This window comes from Nonomuraea sp. NPDC049400 (assembly GCF_044466425.1).
GTDB lineage: Bacteria > Actinomycetota > Actinomycetes > Streptosporangiales > Streptosporangiaceae > Nonomuraea.
Genome location: NZ_JBITMP010000006.1, coordinates 206281 through 224009 on the forward strand (window position 1 = coordinate 206281; position 17729 = coordinate 224009).

Sequence of the window (17729 nt, forward strand, 5' to 3'; positions counted from 1 at the left end):
GAGTACGACCGCTGCGGCAGGAGGTACGACATGAGACTGACGACCGCCTCCGGGGTGGCCTCGTTCGCCGCCGCGCTCCTGCTCTACCCGCTCTTCCAGGGCGGCGCCTGGTTCTGGACGTCACTGGGCGCCGTGCTCGCGGTGATGTTCGCGGGCCTGGTGAGCAGCCGGCTTTCGCTGCCCGCGTGGGCGGCGCCGCTGGCCGCGCTGGTCACGACGTGGATCTACCTGACCGTGGTCTTCGCGTCCGGCAAGGCGTGGGCGCTGGTGGTGCCGACCAAGGAGTCGGTGGCGGAGCTGGGCAGGCTGCTGGGCGTCGGCTGGGCCGACATCCAGCGCTTCGCCGCTCCCGTGCCGGCGACGGACGGCATCACCCTGCTGACCGCCGGCGGCGTGGCGCTGATCGCGATCGCCGTGGACCTGCTCGCCGCGCGGCTGCGCAAGGCGGCGCTGGCCGGGCTGCCGCTGCTGGCGCTGGCCACCGTGCCGGCGACGATCCTGCCCGACCCGATCAGCTGGCCCGCGTTCATCCTGGCGGCGCTCGGGTTCGTCAGCCTGCTGATCGCCGACGGCCGCGAGCGGGTGGGCCACTGGGGCAGGGCGGTGCTGGTACGGCGCACGCGTGCGACCACTTCGCAGCCCGGGAACCGTGACCGGGCCGACACCAGTGGCCTGCGGCTGTCGGGCAAGCGCATCGGGTTCGCCGCGATCGCGCTGGCCGTGCTGGTGCCGGCGCTGCTGCCGGCGATGGAACCGGTGTCGTTCTTCACCTTCGGCGTGGGCGGCACGGGCCCCGGCAAGGGCAACTCGATCAGCATCCCCAACCCGATCGCGAACCTGAAGGGCCAGCTGGAGCTGCCGGAGCGGCGGGTCGTCCTCACCTACCGCAACAACGACGACAAACCCCGGTATCTGCGGATCTTCACGCTCGACACGTTCGACGGCCAGCAGTTCGGCATGACCGAGCCGAAGGGGTCGCCGCAGAACAGGACGGACAACGGCCCGCTCCCCGCACCGCCCGGCCTGAGCTCGCAGCCGAAGATCAAGACCGTGGACACGAACGTCCAGATCAGCGACGAGATCGAGAAGCTGCAGTTCCTGCCGCTGCCGTACCCGCCCAGGCAGATCCAGGTGGACGGCGACTGGCGGGCCGACGTGGACACGCTCATGGTCTTCTCCACCCGCGACGAGGCCGCGGGCCTTGAGTACGAGGTGAGCACGAGCGAGCCGGAGCCGACGCCGGACCTGCTGGAGTCGCTCGGCGGGACCCAGCCGAGCACCGACCCCCGCTACCTGAAGCTGCCGGACAACCTGCCTCCCGAGATCGCCGAGCTGGCGAACTCGCTGACCGCCGACGCCAAGTCGAGCTACGACGCGGCGGTGAAGCTGCAGCAGTTCTTCACCAAGGACGGCGGCTTCACCTACAACCTGCGCACGCAGGGGCACGGCAACTCGGCGCTGCGGGACTTCCTGCTGCGTGACCGAGCGGGCTACTGCGAGCAGTTCGCCGCGTCGATGGCGGTGCTGGCCAGGCTGGTGGGCATCCCGTCGCGGGTGGCCATCGGCTACACGGGCGGCACGAAGGTCGGCGACCGGTGGCAGGTCGGCACGAACGACTCCCACTCCTGGCCCGAGCTGTATTTCGAGGGCGTGGGCTGGCTGCCGTTCGAGCCCACCCCCTCCGGGCCGCTCGCCCAGGGCAGCGCGCGGGTGCCCGAGTACACGCAGCCCAGGCCGCAGGCCACGAGCGAGGCCACGACGCCGACGCCGGGCGCGACCAGCTCGTCTGCGGACGAGCCCGTCGACCCACAGGCCCGGCGTAACACGCGGGCGCTGGACCGCGAGGGCGTGGTCACCCCCGGCGGGCTGCCGCCGGACGATTCCATGCCGCTGATCGCCAAGATCGGCATAGGGGCGGGGGCGCTGCTTCTGGTAATGCTGATCCCCGCCGGCATCCGGCTGCTCACCAGGAACCGGCGCGTGCGCACCCTGGGCTGGAAGGTGTCGGCGCCCGCCGACGAGCTGACGGCCGCGATGGTGTCGGATACGTCACACCGCCGTCCGTCGGTGGCCGCGGCCTGGGCGGAGCTGGACGACGTGCTGTACGACTACGGCATGGCCCGCGAGCCCAGCGAGACCCCGCGGGCGCTGGCGCGGCGGCTGGCCCAGCAGTACGAGTTCGACGCGGAGTCGGCGGCGGCCATCGCGGCCATCGCCTCGGCGGTGGAGCGCGTGCTGTTCGCGCGGGACCCCGGGGAGATCGGGCCCATGCGCAAGGACCTGCGCAAGGTGCGCCAGGCCCTGGCGGCCACGGTGTCACGCGGGCGGCGGGTGCGGGCGGTGCTGCTGCCACCGTCGACGCTGCGGCGGCTGCGGGGCGTGGGAGATCGGCTGCTCGACGGGTTCGACCTGCTGGAGAACATCAGGCTGCGGCGGACGGCGGCCCAGAGGGACTCCTGATTGACGCGTCCGGCCGTTCCCTGAGGAACGGGAACGGCCGGACGCGTCAGTCCGCAGCAGGGCGGCCGGGTCACGCTCGGACGCCGGCACAACTGCCGGGTCACGCTCGGACGCCAACGCAACGGCCGGGGGAACGGCCGGTCAGGTCGCCTCCAACACGACGGCCGCCCGGACACGTGCCGGGCGGCTTCGCCGGATCAGAGGTCAGCGGTCGTCGTGGCGACGACGCCAGCGCTCTTCCATGCGCTCCATGAACGTGCCCCGGTTGCGCCGCGCCTGCTTGCCCGGCGGGGTGGCCGTGCCGGAGGAGGGAGGGGAGTCACCGAACCCATTCATGCGTTTCCAACTGGACAGGCCCCACAGACACGCGGCGAGCATGACCACGAAACCGCCGACGCCGAGCGGGATCAGCGCACTGCCACTCATCACCACGCCGACCATCATGATGACGACGCCGAGAGCAAAGCCGATGGAGGCCTTGATCAGGCGACGCTTGTAATGGCTGCGCGGGTCACTGATCCTTACGGTGTTGGCCCACTTCGGGTCCTCGGCGTAGAGGGCCTGCTCGATCTGGTCGAGCAAGCGCTGCTCGTGCTCAGAGAGCGGCACGGCGCCTCCCAAGGACGGCCCCAGGACGGGGAAGACGGCAACGGACGACACGGGGTGTCCGAACCTCGCGGTCGGTTATCCCCAGAATACGAGGCTGTAGACGTAGGCGAAAGCAAACGTCCAACGCAGACCAAACCGGAGGTGTCGTCATGGCTCCATTGTGGCCCATCTAGCCCCCTTTCCCCCAAAATCGCCACACCTAAGCCCCCAGCAAATCCGGACATCGGCGTCATGTCTCTGCTTCATCAAGCTTGCCACGTACGAGCGATGCTGGGACCACCGCATCGGGACCGAATCTCCGGATCGCCTTGTCCATCGCCTGCTCGGCCTCGCGCCAGCCGGTCTCCCGCTCCCCGATGCTGAGCTGCCGGGTGGCCTCCTCCGCCGGCCGCAGGTTTTCCATCCGGACTCCCACCAGGCGCAGCCGCACGCGCTGGAGGCCGGCCGCCTCGAAAAGCTCGCAGGCTGTGGCGTATATCACCTGAGCCACGTCGGTCGGCTCGCGCAGCGTGCGCGAGCGGTTGATCGTGGTGAAGTCGGCTCGGCGTAGCTTCACACTTACAGTCCTTCCCACGTGGCCGCCCTTACGCATCCTGGCGGCCACGCGCTCGGAAAGGCGCAGCAGCTCCCGCTTGATCACCTCGGGATCGTCCACGTCGGCCGCGAACGTCTCCTCGTTGCCGATGCTCTTGTCGGGCGCGTGGGCGCTCACCGCCCGCTCGTCACGTCCCCACGCCAGCGCCGCCAGGTGGCCGCCCACGGCCTGGCCGAGCTCGCGCTGGAGGGTCGCGGGCGGCACTCTGGCCAGGTCGCCGACGGTGCGGATGCCGAGGCGTACGAGAGCCTGCTCGGTGCGCTCGCCGACACCCCACAGCGCCGACACCGGCAGCGGGTGGAGGAAGTCCACGACCTGGCCGGCGGGCACCACCAGCAACCCGTCGGGCTTGCACTGCTTGGAGGCCAGCTTCGCCACGAACTTGCTGCCGGCCACGCCGACCGAGCACGTGATGCCGTAGCGGTCGAGGACCTGCTCCCTGATCATGGCGGCGATGGCGGCGGGCGGGCCGAGCCTGCGCCTGGCGCCCCCGACGTCGAGGAACGCCTCGTCGGATGCGATGGGCTCGACCAGCGGGGTGATCGTGTGGAAGATCTCCATCACGCCCTTGGAGACCTCGGAGTATTTGCCGTGGCTGGGCGGGATGACGGTGGCCTGCGGGCAGAGCCTGCGCGCCCTGCTCATCGGCATCGCGGAGTGCACGCCTTGGGCCCTGGCCTCGTACGTGGCGCTGAGCACGACGCCACGCCCGGCGGGCGAGCCCACGATCACCGGGCGGCCGCGCAGCTCGGGACGGTCGAGCAGCTCGACGCTGGCGAAGAAGGCGTCCATGTCGACGTGGAGGATCGGGCAGCCGCTGTCATCGGCCCCGGTGCGCGGAACGGGGCCGATGCCGGTGATCTGCTTGCGGGACACGCCGCGATTCTATCCGAACACGCGTTCTAAAGCCTATGGGCGAGCACGTGCAACTGTGTGGCGATGTCTCTCAGCACGGGGTGGGTGGCGGCGACCTGTTCGAGCGCGACGAGCGCATCCGCAGCGCCGGGCTCGCCGTCGACGAGCCTGCTCGGCACCAGGTCGGTGAAGACCCGGACGCCGTGCACGGCGCCCACGGAGAAGCCGGTCGCGGTCAGCAGCTCGGCGAGCGTCTCGGCGGCGAAGCGCCGCGGAGTGGGGTCGCGGTCGCCCCACGTGCCCTCGGGATCGTCCAGCACGGCCCGTGCCTCGTCGAACTGGCCCGCGAGCGCCCGATGGATGGCGCTGGCTACGGGGTTGGCGGCCAGCACGCTCACCGCGCCGCCCCTGCGCAGCACGCCCGCGACGGCGGTCAGCGCGCTGATCGGGTCTTCGACGTATTCGAGGACACTGTGGCACAGGACCAGGTCGGCGCTGTCCCGGCTGAGCAGCTCGCCCAGGCCGTCGGCGTCGCCCTGCAGGGCCCGCACGCCCACGCCCTTCTCCTTGGCGCGGCGTTCGAGCGCCGCCAGCGAGTCAGGGCTCGGGTCGACGACGGTGACGGTGTGGCCGAGCGCGGCCAGCGGCACGGCGAACCCGCCGGTGCCTCCTCCGGCGTCGACGATGTCGAGCGCCTCACGGCCGGTCGCCGCCGCCCGCTCGGTGAGCACGGACCGCAACGCGTCCCAGACGACGGCGGTCCGGGCCGCCGGGGTCCTCGTGGCGCCTTCAGCACGCAACGTCGGCTCGCCTCCCTCTCCCCACGCGACGGGGGCCTGACGCCGGGCCGTCACGAACGTGCACCTCGCGAACTGCTTCTCCGCGGTCGCGCCCCAGCCTACGCCGTGCACCGGCCTCCCGCCTCCCAAGCGCCACGCCGGGTCCGCGCTCCCCGCACAAGGGCGCACGAGCCGACAGGCGTGAGGCTAGGCGTCGAAAGCCGCCGCCAGCCGCTTCGGGGCCCGCAGCCGCCACGCCTCCGTCAGCAGCTCCCCCAGCTCCTCGCCGTCCACCGCCCCGAACCGCACCAGCACGACGGCGTGCCCGTCGTAATGCGGCGTCGTGAAGAACGTGCCGGGCTCGGCAGCGATGAGCCCGGCCTTCTCCTCCTGCGAGCCCACGGGCAGCACCAGCGCGTCGCCCTCCTGCCTGATGCGGGCGAACCACTTGCCGCGCACGTAGAAGGCGGGCGTGCCGTACATGGGCTTCTCAAGGGTCTCGGGCAGCGCCAGCGCGAGAGGCCGCACGTCGTTTTCGGTCACCATGCCCATACGATACGCACCGCGGGAACGGCGGAAAGGGGCGCGTCGCGGCTGGTGACGCGCCACTTGTCCGTCCGCTCCCACACCACCCGGCCGTGGTTGGAACGGTACCCCGAACACGCGCTCCTGACGGTGTCTAAAGGGTGAGGCTTGGCTTGAGCTGCTTGAAGCGGGCCAGCAGCCCGTTGACGAACTGCGGCGACTCGTCGGTGGACAGCTCCCCCGCCAGGTGCACCCACTCGCTGATCACCACGCCCTCGGGCACGTCGGGCATCCACAGCAGCTCGTACGTGCCGCCGCGCAGCAGGTTGCGGTCGACGGCGGGCATCCGGTCGAGGGTCCAGCCCTCGGCGTACGTGGTGATCAGCTCGTCGATGCGCACGTGGTGCCGGGCGACGCCCTCGACGATGGCCGAGGTGTATTCGTTCACCGGGGGCTCCTGCCGCTCCACGCGCTCGGCGAGGATCTTCAGCGGATCCTCGCCGCGCAGCTCGGCCTCGAAGAGGATGTCAAGCGCCCGCCGGCGTGCTTTGCCGCGTGCCGACACCTCAGGCCCGGCCGAGGTATTCGCCGCTGCGGGTGTCGACCTTGACCTTCTCGCCCGTGGTGATGAACAGCGGGACCTTGACCTCGGCGCCGGTCTCCAGCGTGGCGGGCTTGGTGCCGCCGGTGGAGCGGTCGCCCTGCAGACCGGGCTCGGTGTTGGCGATGGTCAGCTCGACGGCGGCGGGCAGGTCGACGTAGAGCGCCGAGCCCTCGTTGAACGCGATCGTGGCCAGAGTGTTCTCCAGCATGTAGTTGGCGGCGGTGCCGACCGTGGTGCTGGGCACGTTGACCATGTCGTAGGTCTCGGTGTCCATGAACACGAAGTCGTCGCCGTCCTTGTACGAGTACTGCATCTCGCGCTTGTCGACGTTGGCCACCTCGACCTTCACGCCGGCGTTGAAGGTCTTGTCGACGACCTTGCCCGAGAGGACGTTCTTGAGCTTGGTGCGCACGAACGCGCCGCCCTTGCCCGGCTTGACGTGCTGGAACTCCACAACGGCCCAGAGCTCACCGCCGTCGAGCTTCAGCACCATGCCGTTCTTGAGGTCGTTGGTCGTCGCCACTCGTTCTTCTCCCGCGTGCGGCCGCTCTAAAGGACGAGCAGCTCCTTGGTCGTCTTCGTGAAAAGTTCCGGCCCGCCCTCACGTGTCACGAGGGTGTCCTCGATGCGAACCCCGCCCCGGCCCGGGAGGTAGACCCCCGGCTCGACGGTGATCGGAACTCGATCCTCTAGTCTACCGGTACGCGAGGGGCCCAGGAACGGCTCCTCGTGGATCTGCAGACCGACACCGTGACCCAGGCCGTGCCGGAAGTGGCTGCCGTGGCCCGCGTCCTCGATGACGGTACGGGCCGCCGCGTCCACCTCCCTGGCCCCCGCGCCCGGGGTGAGCGCGTGCCTGCCGGCCCTTTGCGCCTCGGCGACCAGGTCGTAGATCTCGCGCTGCCAGCCGGCGGGCGCGCCCAGGCAGACCGTCCTGGTCATGTCGGCATGGTAGCCCTGGTAGCGGGCGCCGAAGTCCATGGTGACCAGGTCGCCGGCGCGCAGCTCCCTGCCGGTCGGCGCGTGGTGCGGGATCGCGCCGTTCTCGCCCGCGGCCACGATCGTGTCGAACGCGGGCTTGTCGGCTCCGAGCTCGGTCATGCGGTTGTCGAGGAGCCGGGCGAGGTCGCGTTCGGTGATCCCCGGGGCGATTTTCTCGGAAATATCGGCAAACGCCTGGTCGGTGATGTCGCAGGCCGTACGGAGGAGCTCCAGCTCGCCGTCGTCCTTGACCGCCCGCAGCAGCTCCACCACCGGCTCCAGCGGCACCAGTCCCTCGCCCAGCCGCCGGTACGTGGCCACGCTCATCCACGCCGCCTCGATGCCGACGCCCGGCCCAGTCAGGTTCTCAGTCAGCTTGTCCGCCACCTCGTACGCCTCGACCGAAGGGACGTCCAGCAGGCGAGCCGCCTCGATGTAACGGTTGTCGGTCGCCAGCAGCGCCGTGCCGTCGGCCCTGACCAGGACGGCGGCGTTGGAGCTGGCCAGCCCGGTGAGGTAGCGGACGTTCACCGGGGAGGTGACGAGCAGGGCGTGGACCTCACGGGCGGGCAGCAGCTCGGCGAGGCGCGCGCGGCGCCCCACGTAGTCGAAGGTCATGGCGCCAATGTACGTGTTCCTGCCCTCGCGTCACTATCGCCCGCCTCGCCCCAGAGCGGCGGCATGCTAGTCGTCAGGGAGCCGCCAGTCCCGCAGGACGTCCGCCGCCGGCCCCGAGCTCCCCATGTCGCCCTTCTCCTGAGCCTGCTCCAGGTCGCGGTAGACATCGGCGATCTGGCTCATGGCCGGGTCGATGCGCCCCTCGTCGAACCTCCTGGCCGCCTTCCTGATCTTCTCGCGGGCCTTGTCCGCCACGCTGGGGTTGATGGCACCCATCGCCTGCTGGGCCAGCACAGCCTTGTCGAACTCCGCCAGCCACTTGCGCCACCCGCCCGGCGGGATCGCCGCGCCCAGGGTGGCCTTGGGCTCGGCCGGGTCCTGGAGGACGGTCGCGTCGTCAGAGCCGGGTCCCGTGGTGATCACGAGGCCGGGCGACGGCTCGGAGGTGGGCGACTCGGTCGGCGGCGTGAACGTGGAGGGGGCGGCGGTCGGGGTGGACACGGGGACCGGCCCCTCCTTCCGCGAGCCGGCCCACGTCACCATGACCACGGTCACCACCGCGATGATCACCACGGCGGCGCCGAGCTGGAGGAAGAGCTTGCGGTTGGAGTTGGGTGCGGGTTCGAGGTCGCCCGCCTGGTAGACGGCGGTGTCACCGGCCCGGGAGCCCCCGCCCTGACCCGCGGCCTGGTGAATCGCGCCGGTCACGGGCATGGGTGGCGCGGCCGGGTTGGAGCGCGGCCGGGCGATGGCCGCCAGCGCACGCCTGATCGCCTCGCCGCTGGCGGGCCGCCTGGAGGGCTCCTCAGCGAGCATGCCCAGCACGAGCCGATCCAGCTCCGCGGGCACGTCGGCCCTGAACGCGCTGGGCGGCGCAGGCTCACCCCCGCGCCCGCCGGCGTCATCCGCGGCGTCACCGAACGGCGGACGGCCGCACAGCAGCTCGTAACAGACGCCCCCGAGCGCGTACAGGTCTCCGGAGGCAGTCGCCTCCTGCCCCGCGGCCCGCTCGGGCGCCAGGTGCCGGCTGGACGACGGCGCCAGGCCGTCCATCCCGAACCCGACGGCCTTGAGCACCCCGCTCCCGGCCCGCCGGAAGCTGTCCGGGCCGACCTGGCCGTGCACGACCCCGGCCCGGTGCGCGGCGTCGAGCCCGGCGGCCGCCTGCCCGATCAGGTCGCACACCTCGACGATCTTCATGGACCCCTGAGCGGCGAGCTCCTCGCCGAGGCTGAGCCCGGTGAGGTACTCCATCACCAGGAACGGCGCCCCGTCGTGGTCGCCGACGTCCAGCACCATGGCCACGTTCGGATGAATCACCCTGGCCACGGCCTGGGCGTGCTGCCTGAGCACCTCACGCGTGGCGCCCCCCGCCGCCCTGGCACCGAGCACCTTCACGGCCACGACCCAGTCGGCCCGCGTGTCGTACCCGCGCCACACCTCACCTATCGGCCCGCTGCCGATGCGCTCGTCAAGCCGGTAGCGGTCAGCGACCAAGGACGGCGTCGCGTCGGACATATCCCCGCCAATTACTCGAACATCAGGATTTCCGACCAACCATAGGGCCCCACGGCCCCTGCCGCCCCATCATCCGTCCGCACCACGACCACGGCCCGCCTCGACACAGGGGGCCGACGGCGGACGGGTTCGGCCGTGTCGGCCGTGCTCGGCACGGTCGCGGAGGCCATACTCTCCTCCATGCTGCCGGCCGAGAGCTACCCCTTCCACCCGCCGTCGAGCGCGCCGCTCCGGAGCCTCGTGGCGGGATCCGCCGCACCGGGCGTGCCGGAGATCGTGCGGCGGGGCCCGGCCCCGCTCGAAGAGGCCGAGGCCACCGTCTGATGGATGAACGCGCCATCAGGGTGCGGCTCGACGAGCTGCTCCAGGAGCGGGGCATGACGCTCACCGAGCTCTCGCACCGCGTGGAGATCACCGTGGTCAACCTGTCGATCCTGAAGAACGGCCACGCCAAGGCGATCCGGTTCTCCACGCTGAGCCGCCTGTGCGACGCGCTCGGCTGCCAGCCGGGCGACCTGCTCACGTACGAGTGAGCAGGTCGCCCGGCGGCGATCAAGCCGCGGCGGGCTGCGCCGCCTGCGAAGGCGCGCTGTCGAGCGGCGAGGGCGGCGCGTTGAAGACGGCCTCGTCCAGGCGCCCCTCCGAGCGGGCCACCAGGACGGGCACCACCATCTGCCCGGTGACGTTGGTGGCGGTGCGGATCATGTCCAGGATCGGGTCGATGGCCAGGAGCAGGCCGACGCCCTCCAGGGGCAGCCCGAGCGTGCTGAGCGTGAGCGTCAGCATGACGGTCGCGCCGGTCAGACCGGCCGTGGCGGCCGAGCCGACCACCGACACGAAGGCGATCAGCAGGTAGTCGCCCACCCCGAGATGCACGCCGAACACCTGGGCCACGAAGATCGCGGCCAGCGCCGGGTAGACGGAGGCGCATCCGTCCATCTTGGTGGTGGCGCCGAACGGCACGGCGAAGGAGGCGTAGTCGCGGTCCACGCCGTTGCGCTCGACGGTGACCCGCTGCGTCAGCGGCAGCGTGCCGACCGACGAGCGGGAGACGAACGCCAGCTCGATCGCGGGCCAGGCGTTGCGGAAGAACTGGAGGGGGTTGACCTTGCCCCACACCGCCAGCAGCGTCGGGTAGACGGCCAGCAGCACGATGAGGCAGCCGGCGTACACACCGAGGCTGAACTTGGCCAGCGGCGCCAGCAGGTCCCAGCCGTACGTGGCCACGGCCTTGCCGATCAGGCCCGCCGTGCCGATGGGGGCGAGGCGGATCACCCACCACAGCGCCTTCTGGACCAGCTCGAGGACGGAACGGGCGAGGTTCAGGAACGGCTCGGCCTTCTCCCCGACCGCCAGTGCCGCCGCCCCGAGCACGATGCCCAGGAAGACGATCTGGAGCACGTTCACCTCGGTGAAGGCCGTGACGATGTTCGTGGGGAGTATGCCGGTGACGAAGTCGAGCCAGGTGCCCGCGCCCTCGGTGTCCACGGCCTTGGCCGCGCCGGTGTCGAGGGTGACGCCCTGGCCGGGGTTGATGACCAGGCCGAGCCCGATCGCGAAGGCCACGGAGACGAACGCGGTGATGAGGAACCACAGCAGCGTCTTGGACGCGAGCCTGGCCGCGCCGTTGACGTTGCGCAGGTTGGCCACGCTGACCAGCACGGCGGTGAAGACGAGCGGCGGGACGGCCAGCTTGAGCAGCTGGACGAAGATCTGGCCGGCCTTGGTCAGCGTCTCGGCCAGCCAGGCCACGTCCCAGATCTTGGCGACGAAGCCCAGCGCGATGCCGGCCACGAGGCCGGCCAGCAGCTGAAGGGAGAAGGAGAATCTCTTCATGAGTGGGGAACTCCGGAGAATCACGGCATGCCGCAGCAAGCACAGTGCAAGCACACCAAAAGGAGGGGGAGGATCGCGAGCGTATCGGTCAGCGACAGAGAGATCCGCGCAGCCGGCACAGATCAACATGCAGCCGCTCGACGAGCCAGACGGACACCAGAGAGAACCTCACGAGCCGCTGCAACACCCACATAACCGGAGATATTCCCCTTAAAGGAGATAGGCTTAACCCGCGATTTCCTTGATCGTCTCGATCAGCCGCACCCGCTCCTCATGCGTCCTGCCGAACGGCGTCACGTTGAGCGTGGTCACCCCCGACTCCTTCAGCGCCTGCACGCGGTCGCGGACGAACCCCTCGCTGCCGATCAGCGACATCCTCTCCAGCAGCTCACCGGGCACCAGGGCGGCCGCCTCGTCCTTCTTGCCCTCGAGGTAGAGGTCCTGGATCTGCTCGGCCTCCTTCTCGTAGCCGTAGCGCCTGGCCAGGTCGTTGTAGAAGTTCTTGCCCTTGGCGCCCATGCCGCCGATGTAGAGTGCCGCCATCGGCCGGCCGAACTCCAGCAGCCCGGCCACGTCGTCGCCGATCGCCAGGGACGCCTGCGCGATCACGTCCAGCTCGCCCAGCTCCGGATCGCGCCTGGCCTTGCCTGCCGCCAGCGACGGACCCCACACGTCGGCGGCCTTCTCGGGAACGTAGAAGATCGGCTCCCAGCCCTCGGCCAGCTCAGCGGTCAGCTCGACGTTCTTGGGGCCGATGGCGGCGACCACGATCGGGATGCGGGGCCGTACCGGATGGTTGATGAGCTTGAGCGGCTTGCCGAGGCCCGTCCCCCGCTCGGGCGGGAGCGGCAGCGTGTAGTGCCGGCCGTCGTGCTCCAGGCGCTCGCGCCGCCACACCTTGCGGCAGATCTCGATGACCTCCCTGGTGCGCCCGAGCGGCGCGGTGTACGGCACCCCGTGGAAGCCCTCGATCACCTGCGGCCCTGAGGCGCCGAGGCCGAGCGTGAAGCGCCCGCCGGAGACGTAGTCCATGCCCGCGGCGGTCATGGCCAGCAGCGTCGGCGTGCGCGAGTAGATCGGCAGAATGCCCGAGGCGATCTCCAGCCGCTCGGTCCTGGCCGCAATGTAGCCCATCTGGCTGACGGCGTCGAACGAGTACGCCTCGGCCACGAACACGATGTCGAGCCCGGCCTTCTCGTAGTCCGCCAGCTCCGCCACGGTCTCCTTGAAGCCGCCCGAGTAGTTGAGTGCCATTCCGATGCGCATGCCGGGCTCCCAGTGAAACCGAATGATATTCCGTTGCGACGCGACAAGGCTATCGCGTCGGCATACCGGGCGGTGAGCCACTAGCCTGGATCGAGTGCTGAGTCGGCTCGTCATCGTCGTGAGCGCCGTGGTTGCCGTGGCCCTGGCGGGGCATCAGCTGATCCCGGCGCTCGGCGGGTTCACGCCCGTCATGGAGAGCCTGCTGCCCTGGCTGGGGGTGAGCGTTCCGCTGCTGCTCATGGCGGCCGCGGTGGCACGTTCCACCGCCGCCGCCCTCGCGGCGCTGGTGCCCGGTGTGGTGTGGGCGGCGATGTTCGGCTCCACGCTCTTGCGCACGGCGCCCGGCGGCCCGAGCGACCTGGCCGTCGGCACGGTCAACGTGGGCGTGACCAACAACGCCTCAGGCGAGGCCGTGCGCGCGATCGCCAAGGACCTCGACCTGCTGGCCGCCCAGGAGCTGACCAGCGGCGGACCGGCGGCCAAGCAGCTCAACAAGATGTTCAAGTACCACTACCCGGTCAGCACGGTCGGGCTGTGGAGCCGCTATCCGATCAGCGACACCAAGCCGCTCGACGTCGGCCTGGGCTGGCCGCGGGCCCTGCGCGCGGTGGTCGCCACCCCCAAGGGGAAGGTGACCGTCTACGTCATGCACCTGGCCTCGGCCCGGCCGGGGGCCACCACCTCGCGCGACGCCTCGCTCGCGCACGCGCGCAGGCTCATCGACGACGACCCCAGCAAGCGCATCCTGCTGCTCGGCGACCTCAACACCGCCACCACCGACCGGGGCATGCGGGGGCTGACCCCGCCGCTGACCGACGCGCAGACCGTGGCGGGCGACGGGTTCGGGTTCACCTGGCCGTCGGAGTTCCCGATCACGCGGCCCGACCACATCCTGTTCAAGGGCATGACGGCGACCAAGGCGGGCGTCGCCCCGGCCACCGGCAGCGACCACCGGGCCGCCATCGCCTCACTGCGGCTCTAGCAGCCTCAGGTCCCGCGGCGTGTCGATGTCGGCGGGGTCCCCGTGCTCGTCGCACGGCACCTCGGTGACCAGCTCGGGATGGGCCCTCATGAACGGCCTGGCCCCGACGTCCCCGACGGCCAGCTCCGCCACCCCGGCGAAGTGCTCGCGGGCGATCAGCACCGGGTTCCTGCGTTCGCCTCCATAGGTGGCGACCGCCAGGCCGGCGCCCGAGTCGATCAGGGCACGTACCGCGCCCGGGCGGATGAGCGGCTGGTCCACCAGCGCGATCACCACGGACTCGGCCGCCTCCGGCAGCGCGGCGAGCCCGACCCGCAGGGACGAGCCCATGCCGGAGGCCCAGTCGGGGTTGCGCACGGTCACCGCGCCGCGCACCTGCACGGTGGCCGCGCCGAGCACGACCACGACGGGATGGCAGCCGCCCTCCTCCAGCAGCCGCACCCCCCGGTCGACCAGCCGCTCGCCCGCGTACTCGACCAGCGCCTTGGGCGTGCCCAGCCGGGCGCCCTGCCCCGCGGCCAGCAGCAGCCCCGCCACCCTGGCGCTCTTCATGAGGCCTCGTGGTGGATGCGGCCCCGCGTGTCGGACAGCGGGCGCCCGGAACCGCCCCAGCGGAGCTGGATCAGCTCGGCGGCGATCGACACGGCGGTCTCCTCCGGGGTGCGCGCGCCGAGGTCGAGCCCGATCGGCGAGCGCAGCCTGGCCAGCTCTGCTTCGGTGAGCCCGGACTCGCGCAGCCTGGCCAGCCGGTCGTCGTGGGTCCGGCGCGAGCCCATCGCGCCCACGTACCCGGCCTTCGTCCGCAGGGCCACCTCCAGCAGCGGCACGTCGAACTTGGGGTCGTGAGTCAGCACGCAGATCACCGTACGCTCGTCCACCTGCACCGACGCGAGAAAGTCGTGGGGCCACTTGACCACCACCTCGTCGGCGTCGGGGAAGCGCTTGGCGGTGGCGAAGATCGGGCGGGCGTCGCAGACCGTGACGTGGTAGCCGAGAAACTTGCCCACCCTGGCCACCGCCGCCGCGAAGTCGATGGCCCCGAACACCAGCATGCGCGGCGGCGGCGCGAACGACTGCACGAACACCGCCAGGTCGTCCAGCCGCCGCTCACCCTGGCCGCCGTAGTGCCTGATGCCGGTCAGGCCCTGGGCGAGCATGCCGCGCGCGTCGTCGTCCACGGCCTCGTCGAGGCGCTCGAGCCCGAGGGTGCCGGACGACCGGCCGGACCAGATGACCCGGCGGGCGCCGACCTCGCCGGGGCCGGAGACGATGGTGGCCACGGCGACCGGCTCGTGCGCGTCCACGGCCGCAGCGATCTCCCCCAGCTCGGGGAAGGTCTCGATCGAGACGGGCTCGACGAGGATGTCGATGATGCCGCCGCAGGTGAGCCCGACGGCGAACGCGTCGTCGTCGCTCACTCCGTACCGCTGCAGGACGGGCTCGTCGATCTCGGCGGCCAGCTCGAACACGGCGCCCTCGACGCAGCCGCCCGACACGCTGCCGACCACCTCGTCGCCGCGTACCGCCATGGCCGCGCCCGGCTGCCTGGGCGCGCTGCTGAACGTGCTCACCACTGTCGCCAGCCCGAACCTGAGCCCCGATCTCCACCAGCTCATGATCTCCGGCAGCACGTCACGCATGGGCCAGCCTTTCGCTGAGTTGCTCGAAGGCGGCCAGGCTGTGCCCGGCCACCAGGTCGTCGAGGTACGGCAGGGCGGCTCGCATGCCGCCGGTGAGGGGCTGGTAGTCCTCGTACCCCTTGTGCGGGTTGACCCAGATCACCCGGTGTGCCTGCCTGGCCAGCCTTGCCATCTGGGCCCCCAGAAGCGCCGGATCTCCGCGTTCCCACCCGTCCGAGGCGATCACGGCGATCGCCCCTCGCACGCTGTAACGGCACAGATATTCCCTGAGTTCCTCCCCCAGCCGGGTCCCGCCGCTCCAGTCGGGGATGGCCTTGGAGACCTCGTTCAGCGCGGTGCCTGGGTCGCGGTGGCGCAACTCGGCGGTGATCGGGGTGAGCCTGGTGCCGACCGAGTAGACCCTGGTGGCCCGGGGCTCGCTCCTGACCAGCGCGTGGGCGAAGCGCAGCAGGGTCTCGGCGTACGGGGCCATCGAGCCGCTGACGTCCACGAACAGCACGACCGTGCGCGGCCGGGTGGTGTGCCTCCTGCGCCGGAGCCTGGCGACCTCGCCCTTCCTGAGCGCGTCGCGGATGGTGCGGCGCTGGTCGAGCACGCCCCGGTGCGCGCTCTCGAAGCGGCGTGAGAGCCGCCGGGCCCGCGCGGTCTTCAGCATGGCCAGCATCCGGTGCACCTCGGCCCGCTCGGCCTCGGTCAGCCGGGCCACGTCGCGGTGCCGCAGCACCTCGGCCCGGCTCGCCGTCGCCGGCGCCGCCGTCCCGTCGTCGCCGCTCTCCCCCTCCGGCTCGGCCGCCAGATGTCTGGTGACGCTGGTCGTGCTCGTCCGTGCGCCCTGTATGAGCACGGCCGCCCGCCGGCCGCCGAAGTACGCGGCGAAGCACCGGTCGTACCTGGGCAGGTCGTCGGGCGTGGCGCAGAGCGTGAGCCGGCCGGCCCAGTAGACCTCGCCCGGGTCGGACACGTCGAGGTGGTCGAGCGCCCGCAGCATGTTCTGCGTCCGCTCGTGGTCGGCCCCGACCCCGGCCGCCCGCAACGTCCTGGCGAACCCGGTCATGGTGGCGACCAGCTCATCCATGGGAGAGCAGCCCGTTGCCGAGCACATGGGCGACGTCCTCGCGATACTTCAGCGCCGCTCCCAGAGTGGCCGCGGCCAGCCCCGGATCGAGCTCCTTGGCGCCCAGCGTGAGCAGCGCCTCGGTCCAGTCGAGCGTCTCGGCCACGCCGGGCGGCTTGACCAGGCTGGCCTGCCGCAACCGCTCGGCCGCCCGCGCCACCTGCGCGGCCAGCGTCTCGGTGCAGTCAGGCAACCGCCGCAGCAGGATGGCGACCTCGCGGTCGAAGCTCGGGTGCTCCAGCCAGTGGTAGAGGCAGCGCCGTTTGAGCGCGTCGTGCACCTCGCGTGTCCTGTTGGAGGTCACCACGACCACGGGCGGCGTCGTGGCCCTGACCGTGCCCAGCTCGGGAATCGAGATGGTGAAGTCGGAGAGCACCTCGAGCAGGAACGCCTCGAACTCGTCGTCGGCGCGGTCGATCTCGTCCACCAGCAGCACGCTCGGCTGCGTCTCGACGGCTTTCAGCAGGGGCCGCGCGATCAGGAACCTGCGGTCGTAGATCTCGCCCTCGAGCCTGCTCACATCGGTGATCCCGGCGGCCTCGGCGGCTTTGAGGTGGAGGAGCTGGCGCGCGAAGTCCCAGTCGTACAGGGCCTGGGCCGCGTCCAGCCCTTCGTAGCACTGGAGCCTGATGAGCGGCGCGCCGAGCAGCGTCGCGAGCGTCTTGGCCAGCTCGGTCTTGCCGACCCCCGCCTCGCCTTCGAGGAAGAGCGGCCGGCCCATCTTCAACGCCAGGAAGGCGGCCGTGGCCAGCCCTTCGTCGGCCAGGTAGGCGTGCCGCTCGAGCAGCTCGATGAGCTTGTCCGGCGACTCGATGTCGATTGCCTTGATTGTCGGCCGCAGCACTCCTTCAGCCTACGTTCTCGCGCAGTGCCCGCCTACTCTTCGCGAGCCTCCCCACGCTCGCGGATCAGGGCCTCCAGCTCGGCCGTGGCCCGGCGGGCGCGGACCTTCTCCGAGCCCTGGATGCCCATCGCCCCGATGGTGCGCCCGTCCGAGAAGTCGATGCGCGGCCACGGGTCCCCCACGAGCAGCGTGACCTCCAGGATCTCCGGCCACGAGTAGCGGTGGGTGCGGACGGCGTTGACGATCGTGACGCCCTCGTCGTCCGCCTCCACCCGCACCCTCCCCAGCAGGTGCAGCACGAACGCCACCGCGCACCCGAACAGCACGATCCCGATCCGGTCGGGCAGCTTGAACGGCTCCGCGATGAAGATCGCCATGATCACCGCCCCCAGCACGATCAGGGTGGCGAAGCCGTACGCGACGATCCGCGGCCGGCCGGGCCGCCAGGTGACGGGCAGGGTCGGTGGAGGCACGAGCTCTGGCACGAAGGAAACCTATCTCAG

General features: G+C 71.1%; 19 protein-coding genes. 4 read left to right on the forward strand and 15 right to left on the reverse strand.

Annotated elements, in window-relative coordinates; genetic code table 11:
- Nucleotides 1-30 precede the first annotated feature (30 nt).
- The gene (locus ACIBVN_RS10930) at nucleotides 31-2460 is read left to right on the forward strand and encodes a transglutaminaseTgpA domain-containing protein (protein WP_397134953.1); all 2430 of its coding nucleotides are present in this window, start codon (nucleotides 31-33) and stop codon (nucleotides 2458-2460) included.
- Between the two features lie 204 nt (nucleotides 2461-2664).
- On the opposite strand, the gene ACIBVN_RS10935 is transcribed toward ACIBVN_RS10930, so the two are convergent.
- From ACIBVN_RS10935 to ACIBVN_RS10970, 8 genes are all read right to left on the reverse strand, one after another.
- Entirely contained in the window at nucleotides 2665-3069 is a 405-nt protein-coding gene (locus tag ACIBVN_RS10935) for a DUF3040 domain-containing protein (protein ID WP_349448257.1), read from the reverse strand.
- 229 nt (nucleotides 3070-3298) lie between these two features.
- Nucleotides 3299-4540, reverse strand: coding sequence for a DNA polymerase IV (gene dinB / locus ACIBVN_RS10940; protein ID WP_397134956.1), 1242 nt, complete (start codon nucleotides 4538-4540; stop codon nucleotides 3299-3301).
- A gap of 26 nt (nucleotides 4541-4566) precedes the next feature.
- Nucleotides 4567-5319: a methyltransferase domain-containing protein gene (locus ACIBVN_RS10945; protein WP_397135310.1), complete on the reverse strand. Its 753-nt coding sequence runs from the start codon at nucleotides 5317-5319 to the stop codon at nucleotides 4567-4569.
- Between the two features lie 186 nt (nucleotides 5320-5505).
- The gene (locus tag ACIBVN_RS10950) at nucleotides 5506-5844 is read right to left on the reverse strand and encodes an MmcQ/YjbR family DNA-binding protein (protein ID WP_397134958.1); all 339 of its coding nucleotides are present in this window, start codon (nucleotides 5842-5844) and stop codon (nucleotides 5506-5508) included.
- 133 nt (nucleotides 5845-5977) lie between these two features.
- A complete protein-coding gene (gene nusB / locus ACIBVN_RS10955; protein ID WP_397134960.1) occupies nucleotides 5978-6388 on the reverse strand; it encodes a transcription antitermination factor NusB in 411 nt (136 codons plus the stop codon).
- Nucleotide 6389: 1 nt separating this feature from the next.
- A complete protein-coding gene (gene efp / locus ACIBVN_RS10960; protein ID WP_397134962.1) occupies nucleotides 6390-6950 on the reverse strand; it encodes an elongation factor P in 561 nt (186 codons plus the stop codon).
- Nucleotides 6951-6976: 26 nt separating this feature from the next.
- Nucleotides 6977-8026 (reverse strand): M24 family metallopeptidase, encoded by a 1050-nt coding sequence (locus ACIBVN_RS10965; protein WP_397134964.1) that lies wholly within the window; start codon nucleotides 8024-8026, stop codon nucleotides 6977-6979.
- Nucleotides 8027-8092: 66 nt separating this feature from the next.
- Nucleotides 8093-9544 carry a protein kinase gene (locus tag ACIBVN_RS10970; protein ID WP_397134966.1) on the reverse strand — a complete coding sequence of 484 codons (1452 nt, stop codon included), beginning with the start codon at nucleotides 9542-9544 and terminating at the stop codon, nucleotides 8093-8095.
- Nucleotides 9545-9679: 135 nt separating this feature from the next.
- Here ACIBVN_RS10970 and ACIBVN_RS10975 point away from each other — a divergent pair, with 135 nt between their 5' ends.
- The gene (locus ACIBVN_RS10975; RefSeq protein ID WP_397134968.1) at nucleotides 9680-9868 is read left to right on the forward strand and encodes a hypothetical protein; all 189 of its coding nucleotides are present in this window, start codon (nucleotides 9680-9682) and stop codon (nucleotides 9866-9868) included.
- Complete coding sequence (locus ACIBVN_RS10980; RefSeq protein ID WP_349447994.1) at nucleotides 9868-10077, forward strand: helix-turn-helix transcriptional regulator; 210 nt, start codon at nucleotides 9868-9870, stop codon at nucleotides 10075-10077. The genes ACIBVN_RS10975 and ACIBVN_RS10980 overlap by 1 nt, the downstream gene beginning before the upstream one ends.
- 19 nt (nucleotides 10078-10096) lie before the next feature.
- Here the strand turns inward: ACIBVN_RS10980 and ACIBVN_RS10985 are convergent, their stop codons facing one another.
- Together ACIBVN_RS10985 and ACIBVN_RS10990 are read right to left on the reverse strand one after the other, a co-directional pair.
- Nucleotides 10097-11380: a dicarboxylate/amino acid:cation symporter gene (locus ACIBVN_RS10985; RefSeq protein ID WP_397134970.1), complete on the reverse strand. Its 1284-nt coding sequence runs from the start codon at nucleotides 11378-11380 to the stop codon at nucleotides 10097-10099.
- A 225-nt stretch (nucleotides 11381-11605) separates the two neighbouring features.
- Complete coding sequence (locus ACIBVN_RS10990; RefSeq protein ID WP_397134972.1) at nucleotides 11606-12646, reverse strand: LLM class F420-dependent oxidoreductase; 1041 nt, start codon at nucleotides 12644-12646, stop codon at nucleotides 11606-11608.
- 94 nt (nucleotides 12647-12740) lie between these two features.
- Between ACIBVN_RS10990 and ACIBVN_RS10995 the strand changes: the two genes are divergently transcribed.
- Entirely contained in the window at nucleotides 12741-13628 is an 888-nt protein-coding gene (locus ACIBVN_RS10995; protein WP_397134974.1) for an endonuclease/exonuclease/phosphatase family protein, read from the forward strand.
- On the opposite strand, the gene ACIBVN_RS11000 is transcribed toward ACIBVN_RS10995, so the two are convergent.
- Genes ACIBVN_RS11000 through ACIBVN_RS11020 form a run of 5 tightly spaced genes read right to left on the reverse strand, consistent with a single transcriptional unit; the run spans nucleotide 13614 to nucleotide 17711 of the window.
- Nucleotides 13614-14180 carry an NTP transferase domain-containing protein gene (locus ACIBVN_RS11000; RefSeq protein ID WP_397134976.1) on the reverse strand — a complete coding sequence of 189 codons (567 nt, stop codon included), beginning with the start codon at nucleotides 14178-14180 and terminating at the stop codon, nucleotides 13614-13616. The two genes, ACIBVN_RS10995 and ACIBVN_RS11000, sit on opposite strands and share 15 nt — an antisense overlap.
- The gene (locus ACIBVN_RS11005) at nucleotides 14177-15268 is read right to left on the reverse strand and encodes an XdhC family protein (protein WP_397134978.1); all 1092 of its coding nucleotides are present in this window, start codon (nucleotides 15266-15268) and stop codon (nucleotides 14177-14179) included. Before ACIBVN_RS11005 ends, ACIBVN_RS11000 begins: the two co-directional genes overlap by 4 nt.
- Entirely contained in the window at nucleotides 15261-16343 is a 1083-nt protein-coding gene (locus ACIBVN_RS11010; RefSeq protein WP_397134980.1) for a VWA domain-containing protein, read from the reverse strand. Before ACIBVN_RS11010 ends, ACIBVN_RS11005 begins: the two co-directional genes overlap by 8 nt.
- Nucleotides 16336-17226 carry an AAA family ATPase gene (locus ACIBVN_RS11015; protein ID WP_397134982.1) on the reverse strand — a complete coding sequence of 297 codons (891 nt, stop codon included), beginning with the start codon at nucleotides 17224-17226 and terminating at the stop codon, nucleotides 16336-16338. The genes ACIBVN_RS11010 and ACIBVN_RS11015 overlap by 8 nt, the downstream gene beginning before the upstream one ends.
- Before the next feature lie 32 nt (nucleotides 17227-17258).
- Nucleotides 17259-17711: a PH domain-containing protein gene (locus ACIBVN_RS11020; protein WP_397134984.1), complete on the reverse strand. Its 453-nt coding sequence runs from the start codon at nucleotides 17709-17711 to the stop codon at nucleotides 17259-17261.
- Between the last annotated feature and the right edge of the window lie 18 nt (nucleotides 17712-17729).

What these genes read in the sequence shown, in the direction of transcription:
- ACIBVN_RS10930 (WP_397134953.1), top strand. Translation starts at nt 31, where the DNA reads ATGAGACTGACGACCGCCTCCGGGGTGGCCTCGTTCGCCGCCGCGCTC.
- ACIBVN_RS10950 (WP_397134958.1), bottom strand. Translation starts at nt 5,844, where the DNA reads ATGGTGACCGAAAACGACGTGCGGCCTCTCGCGCTGGCGCTGCCCGAG.
- ACIBVN_RS10965 (WP_397134964.1), bottom strand. Translation starts at nt 8,026, where the DNA reads ATGACCTTCGACTACGTGGGGCGCCGCGCGCGCCTCGCCGAGCTGCTG.
- ACIBVN_RS10970 (WP_397134966.1), bottom strand. Translation starts at nt 9,544, where the DNA reads ATGTCCGACGCGACGCCGTCCTTGGTCGCTGACCGCTACCGGCTTGAC.
- ACIBVN_RS10980 (WP_349447994.1), top strand. Translation starts at nt 9,868, where the DNA reads ATGGATGAACGCGCCATCAGGGTGCGGCTCGACGAGCTGCTCCAGGAG.
- ACIBVN_RS10985 (WP_397134970.1), bottom strand. Translation starts at nt 11,380, where the DNA reads ATGAAGAGATTCTCCTTCTCCCTTCAGCTGCTGGCCGGCCTCGTGGCC.
- ACIBVN_RS10990 (WP_397134972.1), bottom strand. Translation starts at nt 12,646, where the DNA reads ATGCGCATCGGAATGGCACTCAACTACTCGGGCGGCTTCAAGGAGACC.
- ACIBVN_RS11000 (WP_397134976.1), bottom strand. Translation starts at nt 14,180, where the DNA reads ATGAAGAGCGCCAGGGTGGCGGGGCTGCTGCTGGCCGCGGGGCAGGGC.
- ACIBVN_RS11005 (WP_397134978.1), bottom strand. Translation starts at nt 15,268, where the DNA reads ATGCGTGACGTGCTGCCGGAGATCATGAGCTGGTGGAGATCGGGGCTC.
- ACIBVN_RS11010 (WP_397134980.1), bottom strand. Translation starts at nt 16,343, where the DNA reads ATGGATGAGCTGGTCGCCACCATGACCGGGTTCGCCAGGACGTTGCGG.